Genomic DNA, 19,796 nt, shown 5'->3' with positions numbered 1-19,796 from the left:
AAGTGATCGGGGGCCGCCGGACGGCGACCCCCGATCACTTACGGACCTGTCAGTTGAAGCTGTTCAGGTAGACCGGAACGGTCGCGGTGCCCTGCGCCGCGGCGCCGGTGTTGTTCACGACGTGGTCGATCGTGCCGTTGCCGCCGAGCGAGACGGTCAGCAGGTTGTGCAGCTTGACGCCGGAGTTCACCGGAACCTCGAAGCCGTTGTTCGAGTGGATGCTCGGGTCCACGTTGAAGTAACAGTAGCTGCCCAGCGCCCAGGCCTCGTGGCTGGTCACCGAGTCCGCCACCTTGTACGCGGCGTACCCGTTGGCGCCACTGCGCCAGGCACCCTGCGACGGCGGGTCGTACGGCTGCTCGTTCTGGAGGAAGAACGTCTTGCCGCCGTTGCCGTTCCAGACCACCTCGTACTTCTGGTAGTGCTCGACGAAGAGGCCGTACGCCGTCACGTTCTGACCGTTCACGATCAGGCCGCTGTCAGCCGTGTTGACGTTCCAGCCGTACGTCCCGGCGTTGCCGTGGTCGGCCCGCCACGCCCAGATGTGGTCGATGATCGTGTTGTTGCTGTTCACCAGCAGGCTGTTGGTGGCCTTGCCGGCGATCGAGCCGCCGATCCGGAAGAACACGTCCTGGACCGTGGTCGGGTTCGCCGCGTGGTTGGCCGACGACCCGTTCGGGCCGATGACCAGCAGGTTCGCCGAGTTGGTGGTGCCCGCGTCGAAGAGCAGGCCGGCCACCTTCACGCCGTCCACATCGGCCACCTGCATCGGGGTGACGCCGCCGTCCGGGATGATGGTCGCGTATCCGAGACCCATCACCACGGTGTTCGCCCGGGTCACGTTGATCGTCTGGTTCACGTGGTAGACACCCGGCTGGAAGATCAGGTTCAGGCCCTGCGCGAGCGCCTGGTTGATCGTCGCCGCGCTGTCGCCCGGCTTCGCCACGTAGAACTGGCTCAGCGGGATGCTGGTGCCCGGGGTGTTGCCGTTCGCCCAGCTCACACCGGACGAGTTGGTCGACAGGCTGGGCACGAAGACCGCGTAGTCACTGCCGTTCAGGTACAGGTACGGCTTCTCCCGGATCACCGGGGTCTGCCCGATCGTGGTGTAGGGCGGGTTCGGGAAGCTGCTCGCCGGGGCGCCCTGCACACCGACGAAGGTCTGGTTCCACACCGCGTTGGAGTTCGAGCCGATCTGGCTGTTGCGGGTGAACCACTGCTGCTGCGAGTACTGCCCCTCGACCCCGCTGATCCGCGAGTCGGCGATGTAGCCGCCGGACGCCCAGCCGTAGCCGTTCGGCGCCAGGTTCAGGTCACCGTGCACGTCCATCCGGCGGAACGGTGCCGCCTGGGAGACCGCCCACCGGTTCGCCCCGGAGACCGGGTAGAGCGAGATGTTCTCCACCGACCGCCAGAAGTTCTGGGTGGCGTTGCCGTTGAACCAGCCGGCGTCGACGGTGATGTCCCCGTTGATCCGCACGTCCTGCGGGTTCTGACCGAGACCGATCACCGAAGTGTTGAACCCGACCTGGATGTTCAGGCCGCTGTAGACACCCGGCTTGAACGCCAGCAGGTTGCGCTGGGTGCCGAACTGGTTCGTCTCCTGCTGCTTGAAGATCGCGTCGGCCTGGGCCTGGATGGTCGCGCTCGACATGCTCGGGTCGAAGACGGTCACCTGGGCGCCGAGGCTGCCGCCACCGGGCAGGACCGGGCCGGACGGGGTCGTCGACGGCGTCGGCGAGGTCGGCGTGGTGGTCCCGCCGCCGTAGACCTTGAACTCCCACAGCGAGTAGCCGTAGCCGGTGGTCCGCTGGGTGCCGTACATCCGCACGTAGCGACCGGTGCCGTTCACCGTGAGGTTCTGGTTGCCACCGGTCGAGGTGGTGGTCGAGTAGATCGACGTCCAGCTCGACGCATTCTCCGAGACCTGGATCTGGAACGCCTTCGCGGCGGCCGTTTCCCAGTTCAGCTCGACGCGGCTGATCGACTGCGAGCTGCCCAGGTCCACCTGGAGCCACTGCGGGTCGGAGAAGGCGGAGGACCAGCGGCTGCCGAGGTTGCCGTCGACGGCCTCGGACGCCAGGTAGGCGCCGGACGCCTCGGTGGACGAGGCGGTGGCCGGCTTGCCCTGCGACAGCAGCGTCTCCGCCGCCGAGGCTCCGGTCATGGTGATCGCGGCATAACCGGCGACGACAGCGGCTGTCACGCCGACGATCGCGCCGCTCCGCCAGCGGGAGCGTCTCATGGGGGTCTCCTAGGGGGAGGACGAGAAGGGGGGTCTAGCAGGTTGGGGACCAGCAATGGGAGAGCGCTCACCCAGGCCACGACGCTAAGAGCCGTTACCAACAGATGTCCAGGATGTTGCGAGGTTCCGGAACCGGTACCGGCCAGCCCCTCTGTTACACCTCCGACGCACCCGCCCCGATCGTTTTCGCAGGTCAGCGCCTCGGTAACAATTGTCATGACGTGTTTCATCGCGATCGATAACACCTCTTCCGAAACCGGTTCCGCCGAGTCTCGCCACAACTCTCAAAAGCCTTCACAACCCTCTATTTCCGTACGAAACCAGCCCCCGTGGGAGCGTGCACCGTCGAGGCCGCCCCCGCGCCGCCGCGAGCAACCCGCTCGACGGTCCGGCGCTCCCGACCCGGGCATCATGATCCGGTGACTTTCCCTCAGCCGTCCGTGACCGACCCCGCTGCCGCCGGCGCCCGCCTCCTGGCTCTCGCCACGGAGCTGGCCCGCCACCCCGACCCCCTCTCCGGGCGCCGGCTCGACGACCTACTGGTCGCCCTGGGCTGGGAGCCGGGCCGGTTTCTCCGGGCCGCCGGGATGATCGCGCTGACCAGGGACGGCACCATCGAGGTCTACCTGGGCAACTTCGGCGACCCCCGGGAGCTCGACCCGGACGACCACCCGGACGCCGATGCCCTCGACACCGCGACCGACCAGCCCTACCTCGACTCCGACGCACTGGTCGACGCGGTCGCCGAGCACCTCGACCTGGCGCCGGCCGATCCGTTCGCACCCGACCCGCTCGGCGTCTGGGGCCCGGTGCCCCACCGCCTGCGCGCCGGCCACTGGGCGGTCAGCCTGGCGACCGTGCAGCACGACAGCGGCCTGGACATCCTGTCCATGGTGGACTTCACCTGGGGCGCGGACCTGACCGGACGGCTCACCGCCCTGATCCCACCGCCGGCATCGGTCACCCCGGCCGACGCGAGCGCGGTCGCTCAGCCGCTGCCGTCCGACTACCGCTGGCTGCTGGACACCTACGGTTTCGCCACCCTCGGCGATCTCACCCTGGTCCCCCCGGACCAGCTGCGGAAGCCGGACGCGGCCGGCCCCGCCCTGCGCCACCGGTTGCCGGACAGCGTCATGGCCACCACCGCCGACGGTGGCGAACTCTGCTGGCTCATGGAGCCCGACCCGTCCCGGGAGGACCCGGACAACCCCGACCACTGGTCGCTGGAGCTGCGCCGGCCCGGACACACCGAGCGGATCCACAGCACCCTGCTGCACTTCCTGGTCACCCGGATCCTGGAAACGCGGAAACCCGCCACGGCCGGGGAGGCCGTGACGGGTTTCGACGGGTGACGCGATCAGCCGAGGCTGACCGAGGGGTAGAGCGGGAACGGCGCCAGCAGGTCGGACGCCTGCTTCGCGATGCCCTCGGAGAGCGCCGGGTCCAGCGTGAACTTCGCCTTCGAGGTGGCGTCCGGCGTGGTGCCGGCCAGCACGGTGTGGATCAGCTCGGCGATCTGGTCCATCTCGGCGACGCCCAGACCGCGGCTGGTCAGCGCCGGGGTGCCGACCCGGATGCCGGAGGTGTACCAGGCGCCGTTCGGGTCGGACGGGATGGCGTTGCGGTTGGTGACGATGCCGCTGTCCAGCAGGGCCTGCTCCGCCTGCCGGCCGGTCAGCCCGAACGGGTGCACGTCGATCAGCACCAGGTGGTTGTCGGTGCCGCCGGAGACCAGCTGCACGCCACGCTTGAGCAGGCCCTCGGCGAGCGCCTGGCTGTTCGTGACGATCTGCTGGGCGTAACTCGCGAACTCCGGCCGGCGCGCCTCGGCGAACGCGATCGCCTTGGCGGCCATCACGTGCGGCAGCGGGCCGCCGAGCACCATCGGGCAGCCGCGGTCGACCTGCGACGACAGCTCCGGCTGGCAGAACACGGCGCCACCGCGCGGGCCGCGCAGGCTCTTGTGCGTGGTGGTGGTGACGATGTGCGCGTGCTCGATCGGGTTGTAGTCCCCGGTGAACACGCCACCGGCGACCAGACCGGCGAAGTGCGCCATGTCGACCATGAAGGTCGCGCCCACGGCGTCGGCGATCTCCCGCATCTTGGCGAAGTTCACCTTCCGCGGATACGCCGAGTACCCACCGACGATCACCGCCGGCTTGAACTCCTTCGCGGTCTCCAGCAGCGCGGCGTAGTCGATCTGGCCGGTCGCCGGGTCCACCCCGTACGAGCGCTGGTCGAACATCTTGCCGGAGATGTTCGGCCGGAACCCGTGGGTGAGGTGACCACCGGCGTCCAGCGACATGCCCAGCAGCCGCTGGTTGCCGAAGGCCTGGCGCAGCTCGGCCCACTCGGCGTCGGTCAGGTCGTTGATCTGCCGCTTCTCGAACTTCTTGAGATACGGCACCTCGACCCGGTCGGCCAGGATGGCCCAGTAGGCGACCAGGTTCGCGTCGATGCCGGAGTGCGGCTGAACGTACGCGTACGGCGCGCCGAACAACGCCTTGGCATGCTCCACGGCAACCGACTCGACGGTGTCCACGTTCTGGCAGCCGGCGTAGAACCGCCGCCCGATGGTGCCCTCGGCGTACTTGTCAGACAGCCAGTTGCCCATGGCGAGCAGGACGGCCGGGGAAGCGTAGTTCTCGCTCGCGATCAGCTTCAGCGACTCGCGCTGATCGGTCAGCTCCTTGGCGATCGCGTCCGCGATACGCGGCTCGACAGACCGGACCACCTCAAGGGCAGAACGGAAAGCGATCGACTCGGCATTCAACTCAGACATGGGACCTCCCTATCACGTAGGTAAGAGGCCCAGGCGCACGGCAAGTCGTCGTCTCGACGAGGCCGCTCCCCGATGGTCAACCATCCGAACGCGCCAGTCACGGCCCGTCCGCCAGCATACCGGCGCCCACCGGGTAGGTCACACCGGTTAGCCGCTCCGACTCGATCCAGAGCCGCCGACTCGAAATTGGCTCGTACGCCTCCTCGGCCGCGGCCACCCGCGTCGCCCGCCCGGTGAACTCGCCCCACCCGTCCGGCCCGAAATACTCCCCACCCCGGACCCCCGGGTCGGTCGCGGCCCGCAACACCGGTTGCGCCCCGTCCCCTTCACTCTGGATCAACCACGAGAACAACCATTTCGTACGCCGGGAGGCCACGAACCGGAACAACCAGGGGCTGGTCCGCATCAGCCCGGTCCGAGCCGCCCCCGGATGCGCGGCCACACTCACCACCCCGGGATACCGCCGCTGCAACTCGAAGGCGAACAGCAGATTCGCCAGCTTCGACTGCCGATAGGCCCGCATCCGCCGGTAATCCCGCTCCGATTGCAGATCGTCGAACCCGATCACCCCGCCCCTGTGCCCATTGCTGCTCACGGTCACCACCCGGGCCCCCGCCGTCCCCAGCACCAGATCCAGCAACAACCCGGTCAGCGCGAAATGCCCCAGATGATTGACCCCCAACTGCAATTCAAACCCGTCTTCGGTACGCCCATACGGCGGAATCATCACGCCCGCGTTGTTGATCAGCAGGTCCAGCCGCTCGAACCGGCTCCGGAACTCGCCGGCCGCCCGCCGCACCGATCTCAGCGACCCGAGATCGAGGTGCAGGGCCTCAGCCCGCCCACCCAGCTCACCGGCGACCGCGTCGGCACGCTCCCGGTCCCGCCCCGCGATCACCACCGTGGCCCCATGCGCGGCCAGCTCCCGAGCCGTCTCCCGCCCGATCCCGGAATTCCCCCCGGTCACGAGCGCGACCCGTCCCCCAAGGTCAGGGATGTCAGTGGAACTCCACATGCCACACCTCCTAGAATCGGGACGCACGTCCCGCTTATTCGACGATACGGGACGGCCATCCCGTTTGTCGATGGAGGTTGTCCATGCGAGCCGACGCCGAGCGCAACCGCGCCAAGGTCATCGAGACCGCCATGCAGGCCTTCGCCACCGAGGGCCTCACCGTCTCGATCGCCGAGATCGGTCGCCGGGCCGGCGTCGGAACCGGCACGGTCAGCCGCCACTTCCCGACCAAGGAGTCCCTTTACGCCGCGATAGTCCTGGCCAAGGTCGAAGAGATCGTCGCCAAGGCCCACACCACCATGGCCACCGAACCACCGGGGACCGCCTTCTACACGTTCTTCGCCTACCTGGCCGGCCAGGCCACCGCCAACCGAGGCCTGGCCGAGGCGCTGACCGGCGCGGGCTTCAACGTCGAGGCCGCGGCCGCCGCCACCCCCGGCCACGACCTGGAAGGCGCCGAACACCAGCTGTTGACCGCCGCCCAGGCCGCCGGCACCGTCCGCCCCGACGTGACCCAAGCCGACCTCAAGGCTCTCCTGACCGCCTGCATAGCCGCCCCGGACCAGAGCCGGATGCTCACCATCGTCACCGCCGGCCTTCGACCGGCCCCCGCCGCGTAGCGCAACCGAGTCCGCCGTGCGCCCTGAGTTCTAGGACAACCGGGCCGCATTGACGGCGGTCGTTATCTTTCCGTTATGAATTCTGGAGAACTCGTCAAGGCGCGCCAGCATCGGACCCTATGACAGCGAGACAGAGCCGACTGGGGGCAAGCGATGCGACGTCTGGTCTCGATCCTTGCGGCAGCAGCCGTGGTGAGCGGATGCGCCGCCGGGCCACAGCACCTGGACGGCGCGGCAGTACCTGTCGGAGCCGCAACTCCCACTTCCTCGGCCTTTTCCGCGGCGAAGCCCCCGACTCCGGGCAGTTCTCCACCGACGACTCCAGCGCTACCGCCGGCCTTGCGCACCATCGGCCCCACCGGTCTCGGCGCCCTGAAGATCGGAATGACCCTCGCCCAGGCAACGGCTACCGGCCTGATCACCGGGTACGAAAACTACGACGGCCCCGAGGCCTGCGGAAACTCCCACCTCAAGGGAGCGCCTGAAAGCCCCGCGGGCGCGGTGACGCACTCGCCGCGACTCGGCGTCGTCGCGATCCAGGCCTACGGAGACATGCAAACCCCCGAAGGAATCGGCTTCGGCAGCACACTGGACCAGGTCCGTGCTGCCTACCCCTCCTTCGAGGGCAGCGACATCGACGAGCCAGAACGAACCGGAGACGGCCGCGCCTGGGCCCGGGCCTCCGGCGCCGTGAACTACCGCTTCACCTTCGACAACGACAAGGTCATCGAACTGGGCCTCGAGCACAAAGACCAAGACTGTTACGAGTAACCGCCACAAATGGAGCCGGCCACGCTGAGCCCCAGCCGGCACGGGGCTGCTGGTGCTCAGCGTGGCGCCTTTTCCGGGCATAAAAAAGGAACGCCCACCCCCGAAAGGGTGGGCGTTCCATTCACGTTGAGTCCGGCGGCGTCCTACTCTCCCACACCCTCCCGAGTGCAGTACCATCGGCGCTGGAGGGCTTAGCTACCGGGTTCGGAATGTAACCGGGCGTTTCCCCTCCGCTATGACCACCGAAACAGCCATCAGCAGAACCAACCAGCAACCCAGGTGGCTGTTCACCAACCGGGGTGGTTGTTCGTTTGCTGTGAATCACACAGTGGACGCTAAGCATAAAATTTAGGGTGGTTAAGCCCTCGGCCTATTAGTACCGGTCAACTCAACACGTTACCGTGCTTACATCTCCGGCCTATCAACCCAATAGTCTCTTGGGGGCCTTACCCACTCAAAGGTGGTGGGATACCTCATCTCGAAGCGAGCTTCCCGCTTAGATGCTTTCAGCGGTTATCCCTTCCGAACGTAGCCAACCAGCCGTGCCCTTGGCAGAACAACTGGCACACCAGAGGTTCGTCCGTCCCGGTCCTCTCGTACTAGGGACAGCCCTTCTCAAGTATCCAACGCGCACGGCGGATAGGGACCGAACTGTCTCACGACGTTCTAAACCCAGCTCGCGTACCGCTTTAATGGGCGAACAGCCCAACCCTTGGGACCTGCTACAGCCCCAGGATGCGACGAGCCGACATCGAGGTGCCAAACCATCCCGTCGATATGGACTCTTGGGGAAGATCAGCCTGTTATCCCCGGGGTACCTTTTATCCGTTGAGCGACACCGCTTCCACACGCAAGTGCCGGATCACTAGTCCCGACTTTCGTCCCTGCTCGACCCGTCAGTCTCACAGTCAAGCTCCCTTGTGCACTTACACTCAACACCTGATTGCCAACCAGGCTGAGGGAACCTTTGGGCGCCTCCGTTACCCTTTAGGAGGCAACCGCCCCAGTTAAACTACCCACCAGACACTGTCCCTCGACCCGATCAGGGCCGCAAGTTAGATACCCAAACCCAACAGAGTGGTATTTCAACAACGACTCCACCCGAACTGGCGTCCGAGCTTCACAGTCTCCCACCTATCCTACACAATCGAATTCAGATACCAATGTCAAGCTATAGTAAAGGTCCCGGGGTCTTTCCGTCCTGCCGCGCGTAACGAGCATCTTTACTCGTACTGCAATTTCGCCGGGCCTGTGGTTGAGACAGTGGGGAAGTCGTTACGCCATTCGTGCAGGTCGGAACTTACCCGACAAGGAATTTCGCTACCTTAGGATGGTTATAGTTACCACCGCCGTTTACTGGCGCTTAAGTTCTCCGCTTCGCCCTTGCGGGCTAACAGGTCCCCTTAACGTTCCAGCACCGGGCAGGCGTCAGTCCATATACATCGTCTTACGACTTGGCATGGACCTGTGTTTTTAGTAAACAGTCGCTTCCCCCTGCTCTCTGCGGCCATACCACGCTCCACCCGCAAAGGGGCTTCACGCGTCCGGCCCCCCTTCTCCCTAAGTTACGGGGGCAATTTGCCGAGTTCCTTAACCACAGTTCACCCGTCGCCTCGGTATTCTCTACCTGACCACCTGTGTCGGTTTAGGGTACGGGCCGCTCGAAACATCGCTAGAGGCTTTTCTCGGCAGCATAGGATCAATGACTTCACCAGAACGGCTCGGCATCACGTCTCAACCTATATGTGTCACGGATTTGCCTATGACACGGCCTACACGCTTACCCCGGCACAACCACCGGCCGGGATCATCTACCTTCCTGCGTCACCCCATCACTAAACTACTACCACCCGAGGTCCCAGACTCCACACCATTGGTCCGAAGACCGCCGGCGCTTTGCGTGGTTAGTACAGATAGGTTCGTCTTGGGCGTTTCTTTGCGGGTACGGGAATATCAACCCGTTATCCATCGACTACGCCTCTCGGCCTCGCCTTAGGCCCCGACTCACCCAGGGCGGATTAGCCTGGCCCTGGAACCCTTGGTCATCCGGCGGAAGGGGTTCTCACCCTTCATTCGCTACTCATGCCTGCATTCTCACTCGTACAGCGTCCACGACTGGATCACTCCGCCGCTTCACCCGCTGCACGACGCTCCCCTACCCATCCACACACAAAGTGTGAATGCCACAGCTTCGGCGGTGTGCTTGAGCCCCGCTACATTGTCGGCGCGGAACCACTTGACCAGTGAGCTATTACGCACTCTTTAAAGGGTGGCTGCTTCTAAGCCAACCTCCTGGTTGTCCATGCGATCCCACATCCTTTTCCACTTAGCACACGCTTAGGGGCCTTAGCTGGCGATCTGGGCTGTTTCCCTCTCGACTACGAAGCTTATCCCCCGCAGTCTCACTGCCGCGCTCTCACTTACCGGCATTCGGAGTTTGGCTGATTTCAGTAAGCTTGTGGGCCCCCTAGACCATCCAGTGCTCTACCTCCGGCAAGAAACACACGACGCTGCACCTAAATGCATTTCGGGGAGAACCAGCTATCACGGAGTTTGATTGGCCTTTCACCCCTAACCACAGGTCATCCCCCAACTTTTCAACGTTGGTGGGTTCGGTCCTCCACGCAGTCTTACCCACGCTTCAACCTGCCCATGGCTAGATCACCCCGCTTCGGGTCTAGAACATGCGACTAAAAACGCCCTATTCAGACTCGCTTTCGCTACGGCTACCCCACACGGGTTAACCTCGCCACATGCCACTAACTCGCAGGCTCATTCTTCAAAAGGCACGCCGTCACCCCTAAAGGCTCCGACGGATTGTAGGCGAACGGTTTCAGGTACTATTTCACTCCCCTCCCGGGGTACTTTTCACCATTCCCTCACGGTACTAGTCCGCTATCGGTCACCAGGAAGTATTCAGCCTTACCAGGTGGTCCTGGCAAATTCACAGCAGATTCTAGGAGTCCGCTGCTACTCGGGAACACTGCAAAGAGGCTAGAAACTTTCGTTTACGGGACTCTCACCCTCTACGGTCGGCTTTCCCACACCGTTCAACTAGCAGCTAGCTTTGTAACTCTTTGAATGCATGTCAGTACATTCGAGCAGGTCCCACGACCCCGAAACCGCAACCCCTGACAGGTATCACACGGTCTCGGTTTAGGCTAGATCCGCTTTCGCTCGCCACTACTCACGGAATCACGGTTGTTTTCTCTTCCTACGGGTACTGAGATGTTTCACTTCCCCGCGTTCCCCTCACACACCCTATGAATTCAGGTGCGGATGACACGACATGACTCGTGCCAGGTTTCCCCATTCGGACACCCTGGGATCACAGCTAGGTTGACAGCTCCCCCAGGCCTATCGCGGCCTCCCACGTCCTTCATCGGCTCCTGGTGCCAAGGCATCCACCGTTCGCCCTTGACAACTTAACCACAGAAAACAAGATGCTCGCGTCCACTGTGCAATTCTCAACCAACGACCAACCCACAACCCGATCAGCAGCTCACCAGACACCATCCACAGATGATCGGTATGGGCTGCCAGGCCGTGCCTGGCATTGAAAAACAACCACCCCGCCTCGCGGAGCTCGCCGGCCTCAGCCAGCAGGTTGTTCTTTCAGATACCCAACAGGGTGCTCATCACCGTGATCCAGCCGCACCAGCCCTGTTCCACGCTGCCGAAGCAGCTGTACTAGGAGGCCGGCCGTTGCCAGTCCCGATTAGCCAGTGTCTCCGCCTATGAGCTCCTCACCACCACATTCGGGCAGTGCAGGATTCTGTCCATCTTTCGATGGAAGATGCTCCTTAGAAAGGAGGTGATCCAGCCGCACCTTCCGGTACGGCTACCTTGTTACGACTTCGTCCCAATCGCCAGCCCCACCTTCGACGGCTCCCTCCCTTGCGGGTTAGGCCACCGGCTTCGGGTGTTGCCGACTTTCGTGACGTGACGGGCGGTGTGTACAAGGCCCGGGAACGTATTCACCGCAGCGTTGCTGATCTGCGATTACTAGCGACTCCGACTTCACGGGGTCGAGTTGCAGACCCCGATCCGAACTGAGACCGGCTTTTTGGGATTCGCTCCACCTTACGGTATCGCAGCCCTTTGTACCGGCCATTGTAGCATGCGTGAAGCCCTGGACATAAGGGGCATGATGACTTGACGTCATCCCCACCTTCCTCCGAGTTGACCCCGGCAGTCTCCCATGAGTCCCCAACTGAATGCTGGCAACATGGGACGAGGGTTGCGCTCGTTGCGGGACTTAACCCAACATCTCACGACACGAGCTGACGACAGCCATGCACCACCTGTGAACGGCCCCGAAGGACCCTGTATCTCTACAGGATTTCCGTACATGTCAAACCCAGGTAAGGTTCTTCGCGTTGCATCGAATTAATCCGCATGCTCCGCCGCTTGTGCGGGCCCCCGTCAATTCCTTTGAGTTTTAGCCTTGCGGCCGTACTCCCCAGGCGGGGCGCTTAATGCGTTAGCTGCGGCGCAGAGAACCGGAGAGGTCCCCCACACCTAGCGCCCAACGTTTACAGCGTGGACTACCAGGGTATCTAATCCTGTTCGCTCCCCACGCTTTCGCTCCTCAGCGTCAGTATCGGCCCAGAGACCCGCCTTCGCCACCGGTGTTCCTCCTGATATCTGCGCATTTCACCGCTACACCAGGAATTCCAGTCTCCCCTACCGAACTCTAGCCTGCCCGTATCGAATGCAAGCCCGAAGTTGAGCCTCGGGTTTTCACATTCGACGCGACAAGCCGCCTACGAGCTCTTTACGCCCAATAAATCCGGACAACGCTCGCGCCCTACGTCTTACCGCGGCTGCTGGCACGTAGTTGGCCGGCGCTTCTTCTGCAGGTACCGTCACTTACGCTTCGTCCCTGCTGAAAGAGGTTTACAACCCGAAGGCCGTCATCCCTCACGCGGCGTCGCTGCATCAGGCTTCCGCCCATTGTGCAATATTCCCCACTGCTGCCTCCCGTAGGAGTCTGGGCCGTGTCTCAGTCCCAGTGTGGCCGGTCGCCCTCTCAGGCCGGCTACCCGTCGTCGCCTTGGTAGGCCATTACCCCACCAACAAGCTGATAGGCCGCGAGTCCATCCCAAACCGAAAAACTTTCCACCACCTGCCATGCGGCAAGAGGTCATATCCGGTATTAGCCCCCGTTTCCGAGGGTTATCCCAAAGTCTGGGGCAGGTTACTCACGTGTTACTCACCCGTTCGCCGCTCGAGTACCCCGAAGGGCCTTTCCGCTCGACTTGCATGTGTTAAGCACGCCGCCAGCGTTCGTCCTGAGCCAGGATCAAACTCTCCAACAAAATCTGTCAGAAAACATGAATCCCGGCAACAAAAATGTTGCCAAAGGAATCTCCCACCCATCCCGAAGGACAGGCCGGGGTATTGCCATAATTGGCACTGGCTTTTCAAGCACCCTGTTGAGTTCTCAAAGAACAACCGCACACCATCAAACGATCCGCTTTCGCGGCCCGCCCTCCGGGGCACTCGTTCAACTTTACCCTTACGTTTCCGTTCCGCCAAATCCGGGGTTTCCCTCGGTTTTGCCAGAAGCGAATCTCGCTCGAGTCCCGCAGAATCGTACACGACGAAGCGTCGTGCTCGATCTTGGGGGGTTCGGCAGGACGGCCGCTTGCTCGTCCGTTTCCCTGCCGGCTCGGAGAACATTACCCGGCCGCCCGCGCGACACCAAATCGACCCCCCGGGTTCGACACGGCTGTTGTGGATGAGCCTGCTGCGAGCCGCGGGACGCAATGGAGAGGTGGCCCGTATGAAAAGCGTTCACCGTGTGATTAAGCCATTCCGCACGGTCACAACGGCCCCCGCCATCGCCGGTCGGGCGAGACGAACCGAAGGACGGCTCGCCGGAGGCATCGCTGTCGGACACGCCCAGGACCGGCCGGCCCCGGCTCGCCGAGCAAACCGGATGACGACCCGCGGGCGACGGCGCCACACGTCCATCTTGCTGGGACGGAAGGAAGGCTGGCCGGGATGGCCGGAAAGCGCAACGGCCGGTCGGATCGCGAACATCGACGCACAGCACGCCAGCCTGAGGAGTGTCACTCATACTTTCGGCTAGTCTTTCGTCAGACATCAGGCTAGGGTGGTCCCAACTGAACGGACACCCATGCTCGGGTGTCGCCGATTGATCAGTCGGCGCCGCCCGGGGAAATACGCCCGACCGACCGGGTCCACGCACAGTGGACCGGCTCTCCGGAAAGGTGCCAGGGAGGACCTCGCATGACCGTCATGGAGACTTCGACTTCGACGACCGTCGCACCGTCGACGGCTGCCAGCGCCGAAAGCCCCGTGGACAGCGCTGCGGAACTGCTCAACGCGATGGCCGCGATGCCGGCCGGCCACCCGTCCCGCCCCGCGCTGCGGGACAAGGCGATCGAGGCGTGGCTGCCGCTGGCCCGCCATCTCGCCAACCGTTACTCCGGTCGCGGTGAGCCCACCGACGACCTGGTGCAGACCGCCACGGTCGGCCTGATCAAGGCGGTCGACAAGTTCGACCCCGAGCGCGGCGTCGACTTCGCCGGCTACGCGATCCCGACCATCATCGGCGAGATCAAGCGGCACTTCCGGGACCGCACCTGGTCGGTGCGCGTGCCGCGCCGCCTCCAGGAGCTGCGCCTGGCGATCACCGAGGCGAACGCCACGCTCACCCACTCGCTCGGCCGTTCCCCGACGGTGCCGGACATCGCCACCCACCTGGGGATCAGCGAGGAGGAGGTGCTGGAGGGCCTGGAGGGCGCCCGTGCCTACAACGCCACCTCGCTGTCCACCCCGATCAGCGCCGACGGCACCACCGAGCTCGGCGACACCCTCGGCGGCGAGGACTACGAGTACGAGCTGGCCGAGACCCGCGTGGCCCTGGGCCCGGCGCTCGCCACCCTGGACGAGCGCGAGCAGCGGATCCTGACGCTCCGCTTCTACGGCAACCTGACCCAGTCGCAGATCGCCGACCAGATCGGCATCTCTCAGATGCACGTCTCCCGCCTGCTCACCAAGGCTCTCGCCAAGCTGCGTAACCAGCTGGCGAGCGAGACGATCTGACCTTTCGCACGCAGACGGCCCCGGTCCTCCTCGACCGGGGCCGCTCGCTTCTCCGGCCTCCGTGCGACCCACGTCACCATGTCCGGCTACCGTAGGTCCGATGCCACCTTCAGCCGAGCTTCCCGGGTTCCTCCACAGCGTCGCCCCGATCCTGGACCGCTGGGGTTACCTGGCCCTTGCCGCAGTGATCGGCGTGGAGAGCTTCGGTGTCCCGGCCCCCGGCCAGACGATCATGGTGGCTGCCTCGATCTACGCCGGCGCCGGCCGGATGAACATCTATGTGGTCGCGCTGATCAGCTTCGTGGCCGCGGTGGTCGGCGACAACATCGGTTACTGGATCGGCCTGCGCGGCGGCCGCAAGGTCGTGCACCGCTGGGGCAAGTACATCTTCGTCACCCCGGAGCGGCTGGAGAAGGCCGAGCAGTTCTTCGCCCGGCGCGGTAACCGGATCATCGTGGTGGCCCGGTTCATCGACGGGTTGCGGCAGCTCAACGGCGTGATCGCGGGCATCACCAAGATGCCGTGGAAGACCTTCCTGCTCTACAACGCGATCGGCGCGGCGCTCTGGGTCGGCTGGTGGACCACGGTGTCGTACCTGCTCGGCGCGAACCTCGTGACGATCATCGACCACGCGCACCGGTACAAGTGGCCCGCGATCGCGCTGGTGGTGCTGGCGGTCGCGACCTACGTGGCGTTGCACGTCCGGCACGTCCGGCGGCGGCGGGCCCGTGCCGCGGCCAGCGCTCCGGTCGAGGAAAACCCGGCGTAGCCCACCGGGGTCGTACGCGGTCATCGGTGCTCCTCGGTCGGTTGCTTCGCTGGGCAGAGCCTGGCCACCGTTCCTCTGCGGATCCTGTGCGACCGGTAAGGGCCGGTTGTCAGCCGTGGCCGGGATACTCTCCGGGGACGGAGGCTTACCCGGAGGGGTTTGGGGTGCGACGGTTCACCTTCGCAGGGCGTACCTGTGTGATCACCGGCGCGGCCAGTGGGATCGGCGCCGCGCTCGCGCTCGACCTGGCGAAACGGCGGGCGGTGCTGGTGCTGATCGACCGGGACGCCGAGGGGTTGGCGCGGGTCGCGGCGATGGCGCGTGAGCTCGGCGGGACGGACGTCGTGACGTACGTCGTAGATCTGGCCGACGGTGGCGACCGCGGTGACCTGGCAGCGGAGATCGCCTCCCGCCTCGGCGGGGTCGATCTTCTGATCAACAACGCCGGCGTGACGCTGTCCGGGACGTTCGAGCAGAACACGATCGCCGACGTCGAGTGGCTGCTGGAGATCAACCTGCACGCGGTGCTCCGGATGACCAAGGCGTTCCTGCCGCAGCTGCTGGCCCGGCCCGGCTCGCACCTGGTGAACGTATCGAGTCTGTTCGGCCTGATCGCGCCGCCCGGCCAGGTGGCTTACTCGACCAGCAAGTACGCGGTGCGTGGCTTCACCGAGGCGCTGCGGCACGAGATCGAGCCGCGCGGGGTCGGGGTGACCGTGGTGCATCCCGGCGGGGTGCGTACCAACATCGCGCTGAACGCCCGGCTCAGCGGCCCGGACCCCGACGGCGTGCAGGCGGCGGAGAACAGGCGGTTCCACGAGACCGCGCTGACGCTGCCGCCGGAGGAGGCGGCCCGGCAGATCGTGGCCGCGATCCAGTCCCGCCGCCCACGCCTGGTGATCACCAAGGCGGCGCGGGCCGCGGACTTGCTGGCGCGAGTGCTGCCAGGCCGTTACTGGGCGATCAGCGAAGCGGTCGCTCGCCGCCGCAAACTCACCTGAGACGTCGGTCGGGCTGGGTCGTTGGACGGTGGTCGGGCCTACTTTCCAGCCCCCACCCGCCCTCAGGGGGCCGCCCCGAAGACAGTGTGACGCGGAAGCGGATTTCTCCGTGGCCGGCCTGTGGACAACGAGCTGATGTGGATGACTCGCCGCCGTACCGAATATGACGGTCGGCGGCGTCCGCGCCGGCAGCCAGCCGGGCTAGCGGGAGAAGCTGGCGAACCGGGCCTGTGGCCGACGGCCGATCGTGGTGAAGTCGCCGCCCGCTTCCAGCGTGGCCGGGTTACGGCCGGCGGCCAGTGCGCGGACCCCGATCACTCCGTTGGCTTGCGGGTTCCAGTCGGCGAGCCGGCCGTCCGGGGTGATCGCGGCGAGCTTCACCCGGGGCAGGGCACCGTCCAGGCAGGCGCCCTGAGGGCCGTTGCGCGGGGTGTTGCAGGCACGGTCGAAGTGACCGCCCACATAGGTCACCCCGGCAGCGGTGGTGATCGCGGTGGCGTCGCCGTCGAAGACGCGCTGCCAGCGCATCCGGCCGTCGAAGGCGTAGGCGACGGCCCGGCCGCCCTGCCCGCCGGTGGCCACGTAGACGCCGGCGCCGTCCACCGCGATCGCGGTCACTTCGGCGACGGGACGGGGCTGGAACCACGGGTCGATCACTCCGGTGCGGCCGTCGGCCACGGCCAGCCGCAGGGAGCCGCGCACATCGTCCACAGTGTGGAAACCGCCGCCGAGATAGATCCGGTCGCCGCTGACCGCGAGGGCGTGCACCCGGTCGTCGGTGGCCGGCTTCCAGGTCTCGTCGAGACGGCCGGTGGCCAGCGAGAACGCGGCCAGGTTGGCGCGCGGTTCGCCGTCCACGCGGGTGAAGCTGCCGGCCAGGTAGAGACGGCCGTTCGCGGCGGCCAGCGCATACGGGGTTCCGTCCACCTGGTGGGCGAACGGCAGGACCGAGCGGTTCGGTGGAAGGGCGCGGCCGGGGTCGGGGCTGAGGCGGGCGATCGCGTCGCGCCGCCTGCCCGCCACGGTGTGGAAGAAGCCGGCGGCGTAGATCGCATCCGGGGTGGAGATCAGCGCGCGGACCGTACCGTCGGCGGGCGGCGCCCAGCTCAGCAGTGCTCCGGTGCGGGCGTCGTAGGCGGCCAGGCGCCGGCGCGGGTAGGTCCGGCCGGCCGAGGTCGCGGTGGTGAACTCGCCGCCCACGTAAACGGTGGTGCCGCGGTGCGCGATGGCGTAGACGCTGCCGTTGAAGGTCGGCGCGGCCCGGCCCGGGACCGGAGCGGGCAGGGGGCCGGATCGGGTGCCGGCGTCCGCTGTCGCCGGGGCGCTGACCAGGGCCAGGGCGAGCAGGACGATCGTCAGGTCACGCAGGCGCACATCGGACTAACCCTCCCGGGTCGGGGAAAGTCGCGGTGAGCTGTTGCGGTCCAGGTCGGCGGCGTGGATCGCGTCGCCGGCCGTGACGCCGGGGCGGACCTCGTCGCGCAGGCCCAGCATCACCAGCCACTCGACCAGTTGGCGGTGCACGGCGTCCGGCCCGTCCAGGTCGACGGTCACGGTCCAGGCCGCCGGGTGCACCAGCATCGCGTCGGTCTGCCAGCCACCCAGGCCGCCGTGCGAGCCGACCAGCTCCTCGAACGCGGCGACCTCCGCGGTCTCCGGGTCCACCGAGCTGATCACGACCAGGTCGCCGACGTGCGCGGCCTCCTGGTGACGCAGCAGGTCGGCGCGCGCCTGCCGGCCGTACGGAAGCAACGGGTCCTGCCCGGACACCTCGCCGTCCCGCAGCCGATGGCTGCCACCCGGACCGAAAGCGATCGGCCCTTGATCGTCCCCGACCACCACCAACCCGATGCCCGGATGGGCGGCCAGCCCGGCGATCAGCCGGGGGTAGGTCTTCTCGATCTCGGCGCGCAGCACCCGGTGCGGGCAGCGGGTCAGATAGATCAGCGACAGGTTGCCCGAGGACAGGACCAGCAGCGGCGCCGCCTCGGGCACCGGATCGGGCTCACGTTTGCCCTGCTCCTCGGCGGGTTCGCGGGGCGCGGCCGCGGTTTCGGCGGTGAGTCGCTGCACCACCTCGTCCAGCGTCTCGCCGTGCCGCTGGCGGAATGTGGCGCCCTGGCTCTGCCCGTGGTCGGAGAGCACCACCAGGTGGTAGCGCCGGGCCGCCTCGGGCGACAGCCGCTCCAGCACGCCGAGCATCCGGTCCAGGCTCTCCAGCTGGCGCATCGACTCCGGCCGGGCCGGGCCGGCGTGGTGCGCCACCTCGTCGTAGTCGACCAGGTCGCAGTAGATCACCGGGACGCCGCGGGCCATCTGCTCGGCGACCAGCGACACGTTCACGTCGCGCAGCAGCATGGCGGCCGGGCGCAGGGCCAGGTAGGCGCCGGAGCGGCTGACCCGGGGCAGCAGGTTGCGGCGGCGCTGCAGGCGGGCCTGGTGCAGCTCGGTGAAGACCTCGGCGACACCGAGGACCAGGGCGCGGGTGAAGCCGTAGGGCGAGGCCATGAACGCGGCCCAGCCGCGCGCCGACCGGCCGGGCAGGGCCGCGTGGCTGACCGTCAGCAGGTTGGTGGCGGCGTCCCCGCCGAACGCGTTGCCGATGCTCACCCCGCCGTCGCGGAGCAGGCCGCGGCCGTCGCTGAGCCGCCGCTCGATCACCGCGGCGTCCCGGGGCCGGTTGGCGACCAGCACCTTGCCCGAGTCCTTCTCGAACCAGCGGAACGCCGGGATCTGCCGGGACGCGCCGTGCAGGATGCCGGCCTGCGACGCCGGGGTGGTGGACGGCAGCCCGGTGTGCCAGCGGCGCACGGTGTGACTGCCGGACCGCAGCCACTGGCCGAGGACCGGCAGGTTGCCGGCCCGGACCGCCCAGCGCAACACCGGCTCGGCGACCCCGTCGAGCTGGACCACGAGCAGGCCCGGCTCGGTGCCCGGGCGCGGCCGGCGGGTGGTGAACAGCGGTCCCCCGGCGCGCCGGGCCGCCCGGCGCCGGACGCCGCGCATCAGCCGCCGGGCCTCCCGGACGAACATGTCGTCGCTGCCGGCGTCGACCATCCAGTCCAGCAGGGCCGCGAAGATCACCGCCAGGATCGCCGCGATGACCAGGGTGGGCAGGCCGCTGATCCGGTTCGCCGGGTCCAGGTCGAGGGCCACCACCATCACCGCGACCTGGGCGACCACGCCGAACAGCATGGCGCCCCAGCCACCCAGCGCGGTGACCCCGAGCAGCAGCAGCGGCCGCAGCACCGCGCCGGTCACCGCGACCAGCACCACCAGGCTCAGCGTGTCGACGATGTCGGCGCTGGCCACCCCGGGCATCAGCCACAGGGTCAGGGTCACCACCACGAAGGTGATGAGCGCGCTGCGCAGCACGGCGCGCGCCCGGCCCAGGACTCGGCGCCAAGCGAATACGGCCACGGCTCGACGATCGCACAGCCGGGCTCGGGCCGCGCAGTGGCACACGATAGGGGGAACGTGGGGCCGATCACCCCTGCGGGCGGCTACTTTCGTGCC

General features: G+C 66.4%; 11 protein-coding genes, 3 rRNA genes and 1 riboswitch. Of the genes, 6 read left to right on the top strand and 8 right to left on the bottom strand.

The annotated features are described in order from the left end of the window. Positions 1-49: 49 nt before the first annotated feature. Entirely contained in the window at positions 50-2,245 is a 2,196-nt protein-coding gene (locus Aiant_RS23350; RefSeq protein ID WP_189328993.1) for a discoidin domain-containing protein, read from the bottom strand. 419 nt (positions 2,246-2,664) lie between these two features. Between Aiant_RS23350 and Aiant_RS23345 the strand changes: the two genes are divergently transcribed. Then, positions 2,665-3,597 (top strand): hypothetical protein, encoded by a 933-nt coding sequence (locus Aiant_RS23345; protein ID WP_189328992.1) that lies wholly within the window; start codon positions 2,665-2,667, stop codon positions 3,595-3,597. A gap of 5 nt (positions 3,598-3,602) precedes the next feature. Here the strand turns inward: Aiant_RS23345 and Aiant_RS23340 are convergent, their stop codons facing one another. After that, complete coding sequence (locus Aiant_RS23340) at positions 3,603-5,027, bottom strand: glycine hydroxymethyltransferase (RefSeq protein ID WP_189328991.1); 1,425 nt, start codon at positions 5,025-5,027, stop codon at positions 3,603-3,605. A 20-nt stretch (positions 5,028-5,047) separates the two neighbouring features. Then, positions 5,048-5,138: riboswitch (ZMP/ZTP riboswitch) on the bottom strand. After that, complete coding sequence (locus Aiant_RS23335) at positions 5,125-5,994, bottom strand: oxidoreductase (protein WP_425322611.1); 870 nt, start codon at positions 5,992-5,994, stop codon at positions 5,125-5,127. It overlaps the preceding riboswitch by 14 nt. Before the next feature lie 131 nt (positions 5,995-6,125). On the opposite strand from Aiant_RS23335, the gene Aiant_RS23330 reads away from it, so the two are divergent. After that, positions 6,126-6,662: a TetR/AcrR family transcriptional regulator gene (locus Aiant_RS23330; protein WP_189328989.1), complete on the top strand. Its 537-nt coding sequence runs from the start codon at positions 6,126-6,128 to the stop codon at positions 6,660-6,662. A gap of 153 nt (positions 6,663-6,815) precedes the next feature. Next, entirely contained in the window at positions 6,816-7,433 is a 618-nt protein-coding gene (locus Aiant_RS23325) for a hypothetical protein (RefSeq protein WP_189328988.1), read from the top strand. Positions 7,434-7,563: 130 nt separating this feature from the next. Here Aiant_RS23325 and rrf read toward each other — a convergent pair. The 3 genes from rrf to Aiant_RS23310 form a co-directional block, all read right to left on the bottom strand. Beyond that, positions 7,564-7,680 (bottom strand): 5S ribosomal RNA (gene rrf, locus Aiant_RS23320). Between the two features lie 106 nt (positions 7,681-7,786). Then, positions 7,787-10,864 (bottom strand): 23S ribosomal RNA (locus Aiant_RS23315). Between the two features lie 376 nt (positions 10,865-11,240). Further along, positions 11,241-12,754 (bottom strand): 16S ribosomal RNA (locus tag Aiant_RS23310). The 16S, 23S and 5S rRNA genes sit together here, the layout of an rRNA operon. A gap of 937 nt (positions 12,755-13,691) precedes the next feature. Here Aiant_RS23310 and Aiant_RS23305 point away from each other — a divergent pair. The 3 genes from Aiant_RS23305 (at position 13,692) to Aiant_RS23295 (ending at position 16,280) form a co-directional block, all read left to right on the top strand. Next, entirely contained in the window at positions 13,692-14,510 is an 819-nt protein-coding gene (locus tag Aiant_RS23305) for an RNA polymerase sigma factor SigF (RefSeq protein ID WP_189334653.1), read from the top strand. A 100-nt stretch (positions 14,511-14,610) separates the two neighbouring features. After that, positions 14,611-15,279 carry a DedA family protein gene (locus Aiant_RS23300; RefSeq protein ID WP_189334652.1) on the top strand — a complete coding sequence of 223 codons (669 nt, stop codon included), beginning with the start codon at positions 14,611-14,613 and terminating at the stop codon, positions 15,277-15,279. Positions 15,280-15,443: 164 nt separating this feature from the next. After that, positions 15,444-16,280, top strand: coding sequence for an SDR family NAD(P)-dependent oxidoreductase (locus tag Aiant_RS23295; protein ID WP_189334651.1), 837 nt, complete (start codon positions 15,444-15,446; stop codon positions 16,278-16,280). Between the two features lie 201 nt (positions 16,281-16,481). Here Aiant_RS23295 and Aiant_RS23290 read toward each other — a convergent pair whose 3' ends face one another. Further along, entirely contained in the window at positions 16,482-17,654 is a 1,173-nt protein-coding gene (locus Aiant_RS23290) for an NHL repeat-containing protein (protein ID WP_229831020.1), read from the bottom strand. Between the two features lie 6 nt (positions 17,655-17,660). Continuing rightward, on the bottom strand, positions 17,661-19,700 hold the full coding sequence (locus tag Aiant_RS23285) for an alkaline phosphatase family protein (RefSeq protein ID WP_229831016.1): 2,040 nt from the start codon (positions 19,698-19,700) through the stop codon (positions 17,661-17,663). Between the last annotated feature and the right edge of the window lie 96 nt (positions 19,701-19,796).

Source organism: Actinoplanes ianthinogenes, from assembly GCF_018324205.1.
Taxonomy (GTDB): Bacteria; Actinomycetota; Actinomycetes; order Mycobacteriales; family Micromonosporaceae; genus Actinoplanes; species Actinoplanes ianthinogenes.
The sequence above is the reverse complement of the archived record's forward strand: the minus strand, read 5'-3'. Positions and strand labels throughout refer to the sequence as shown.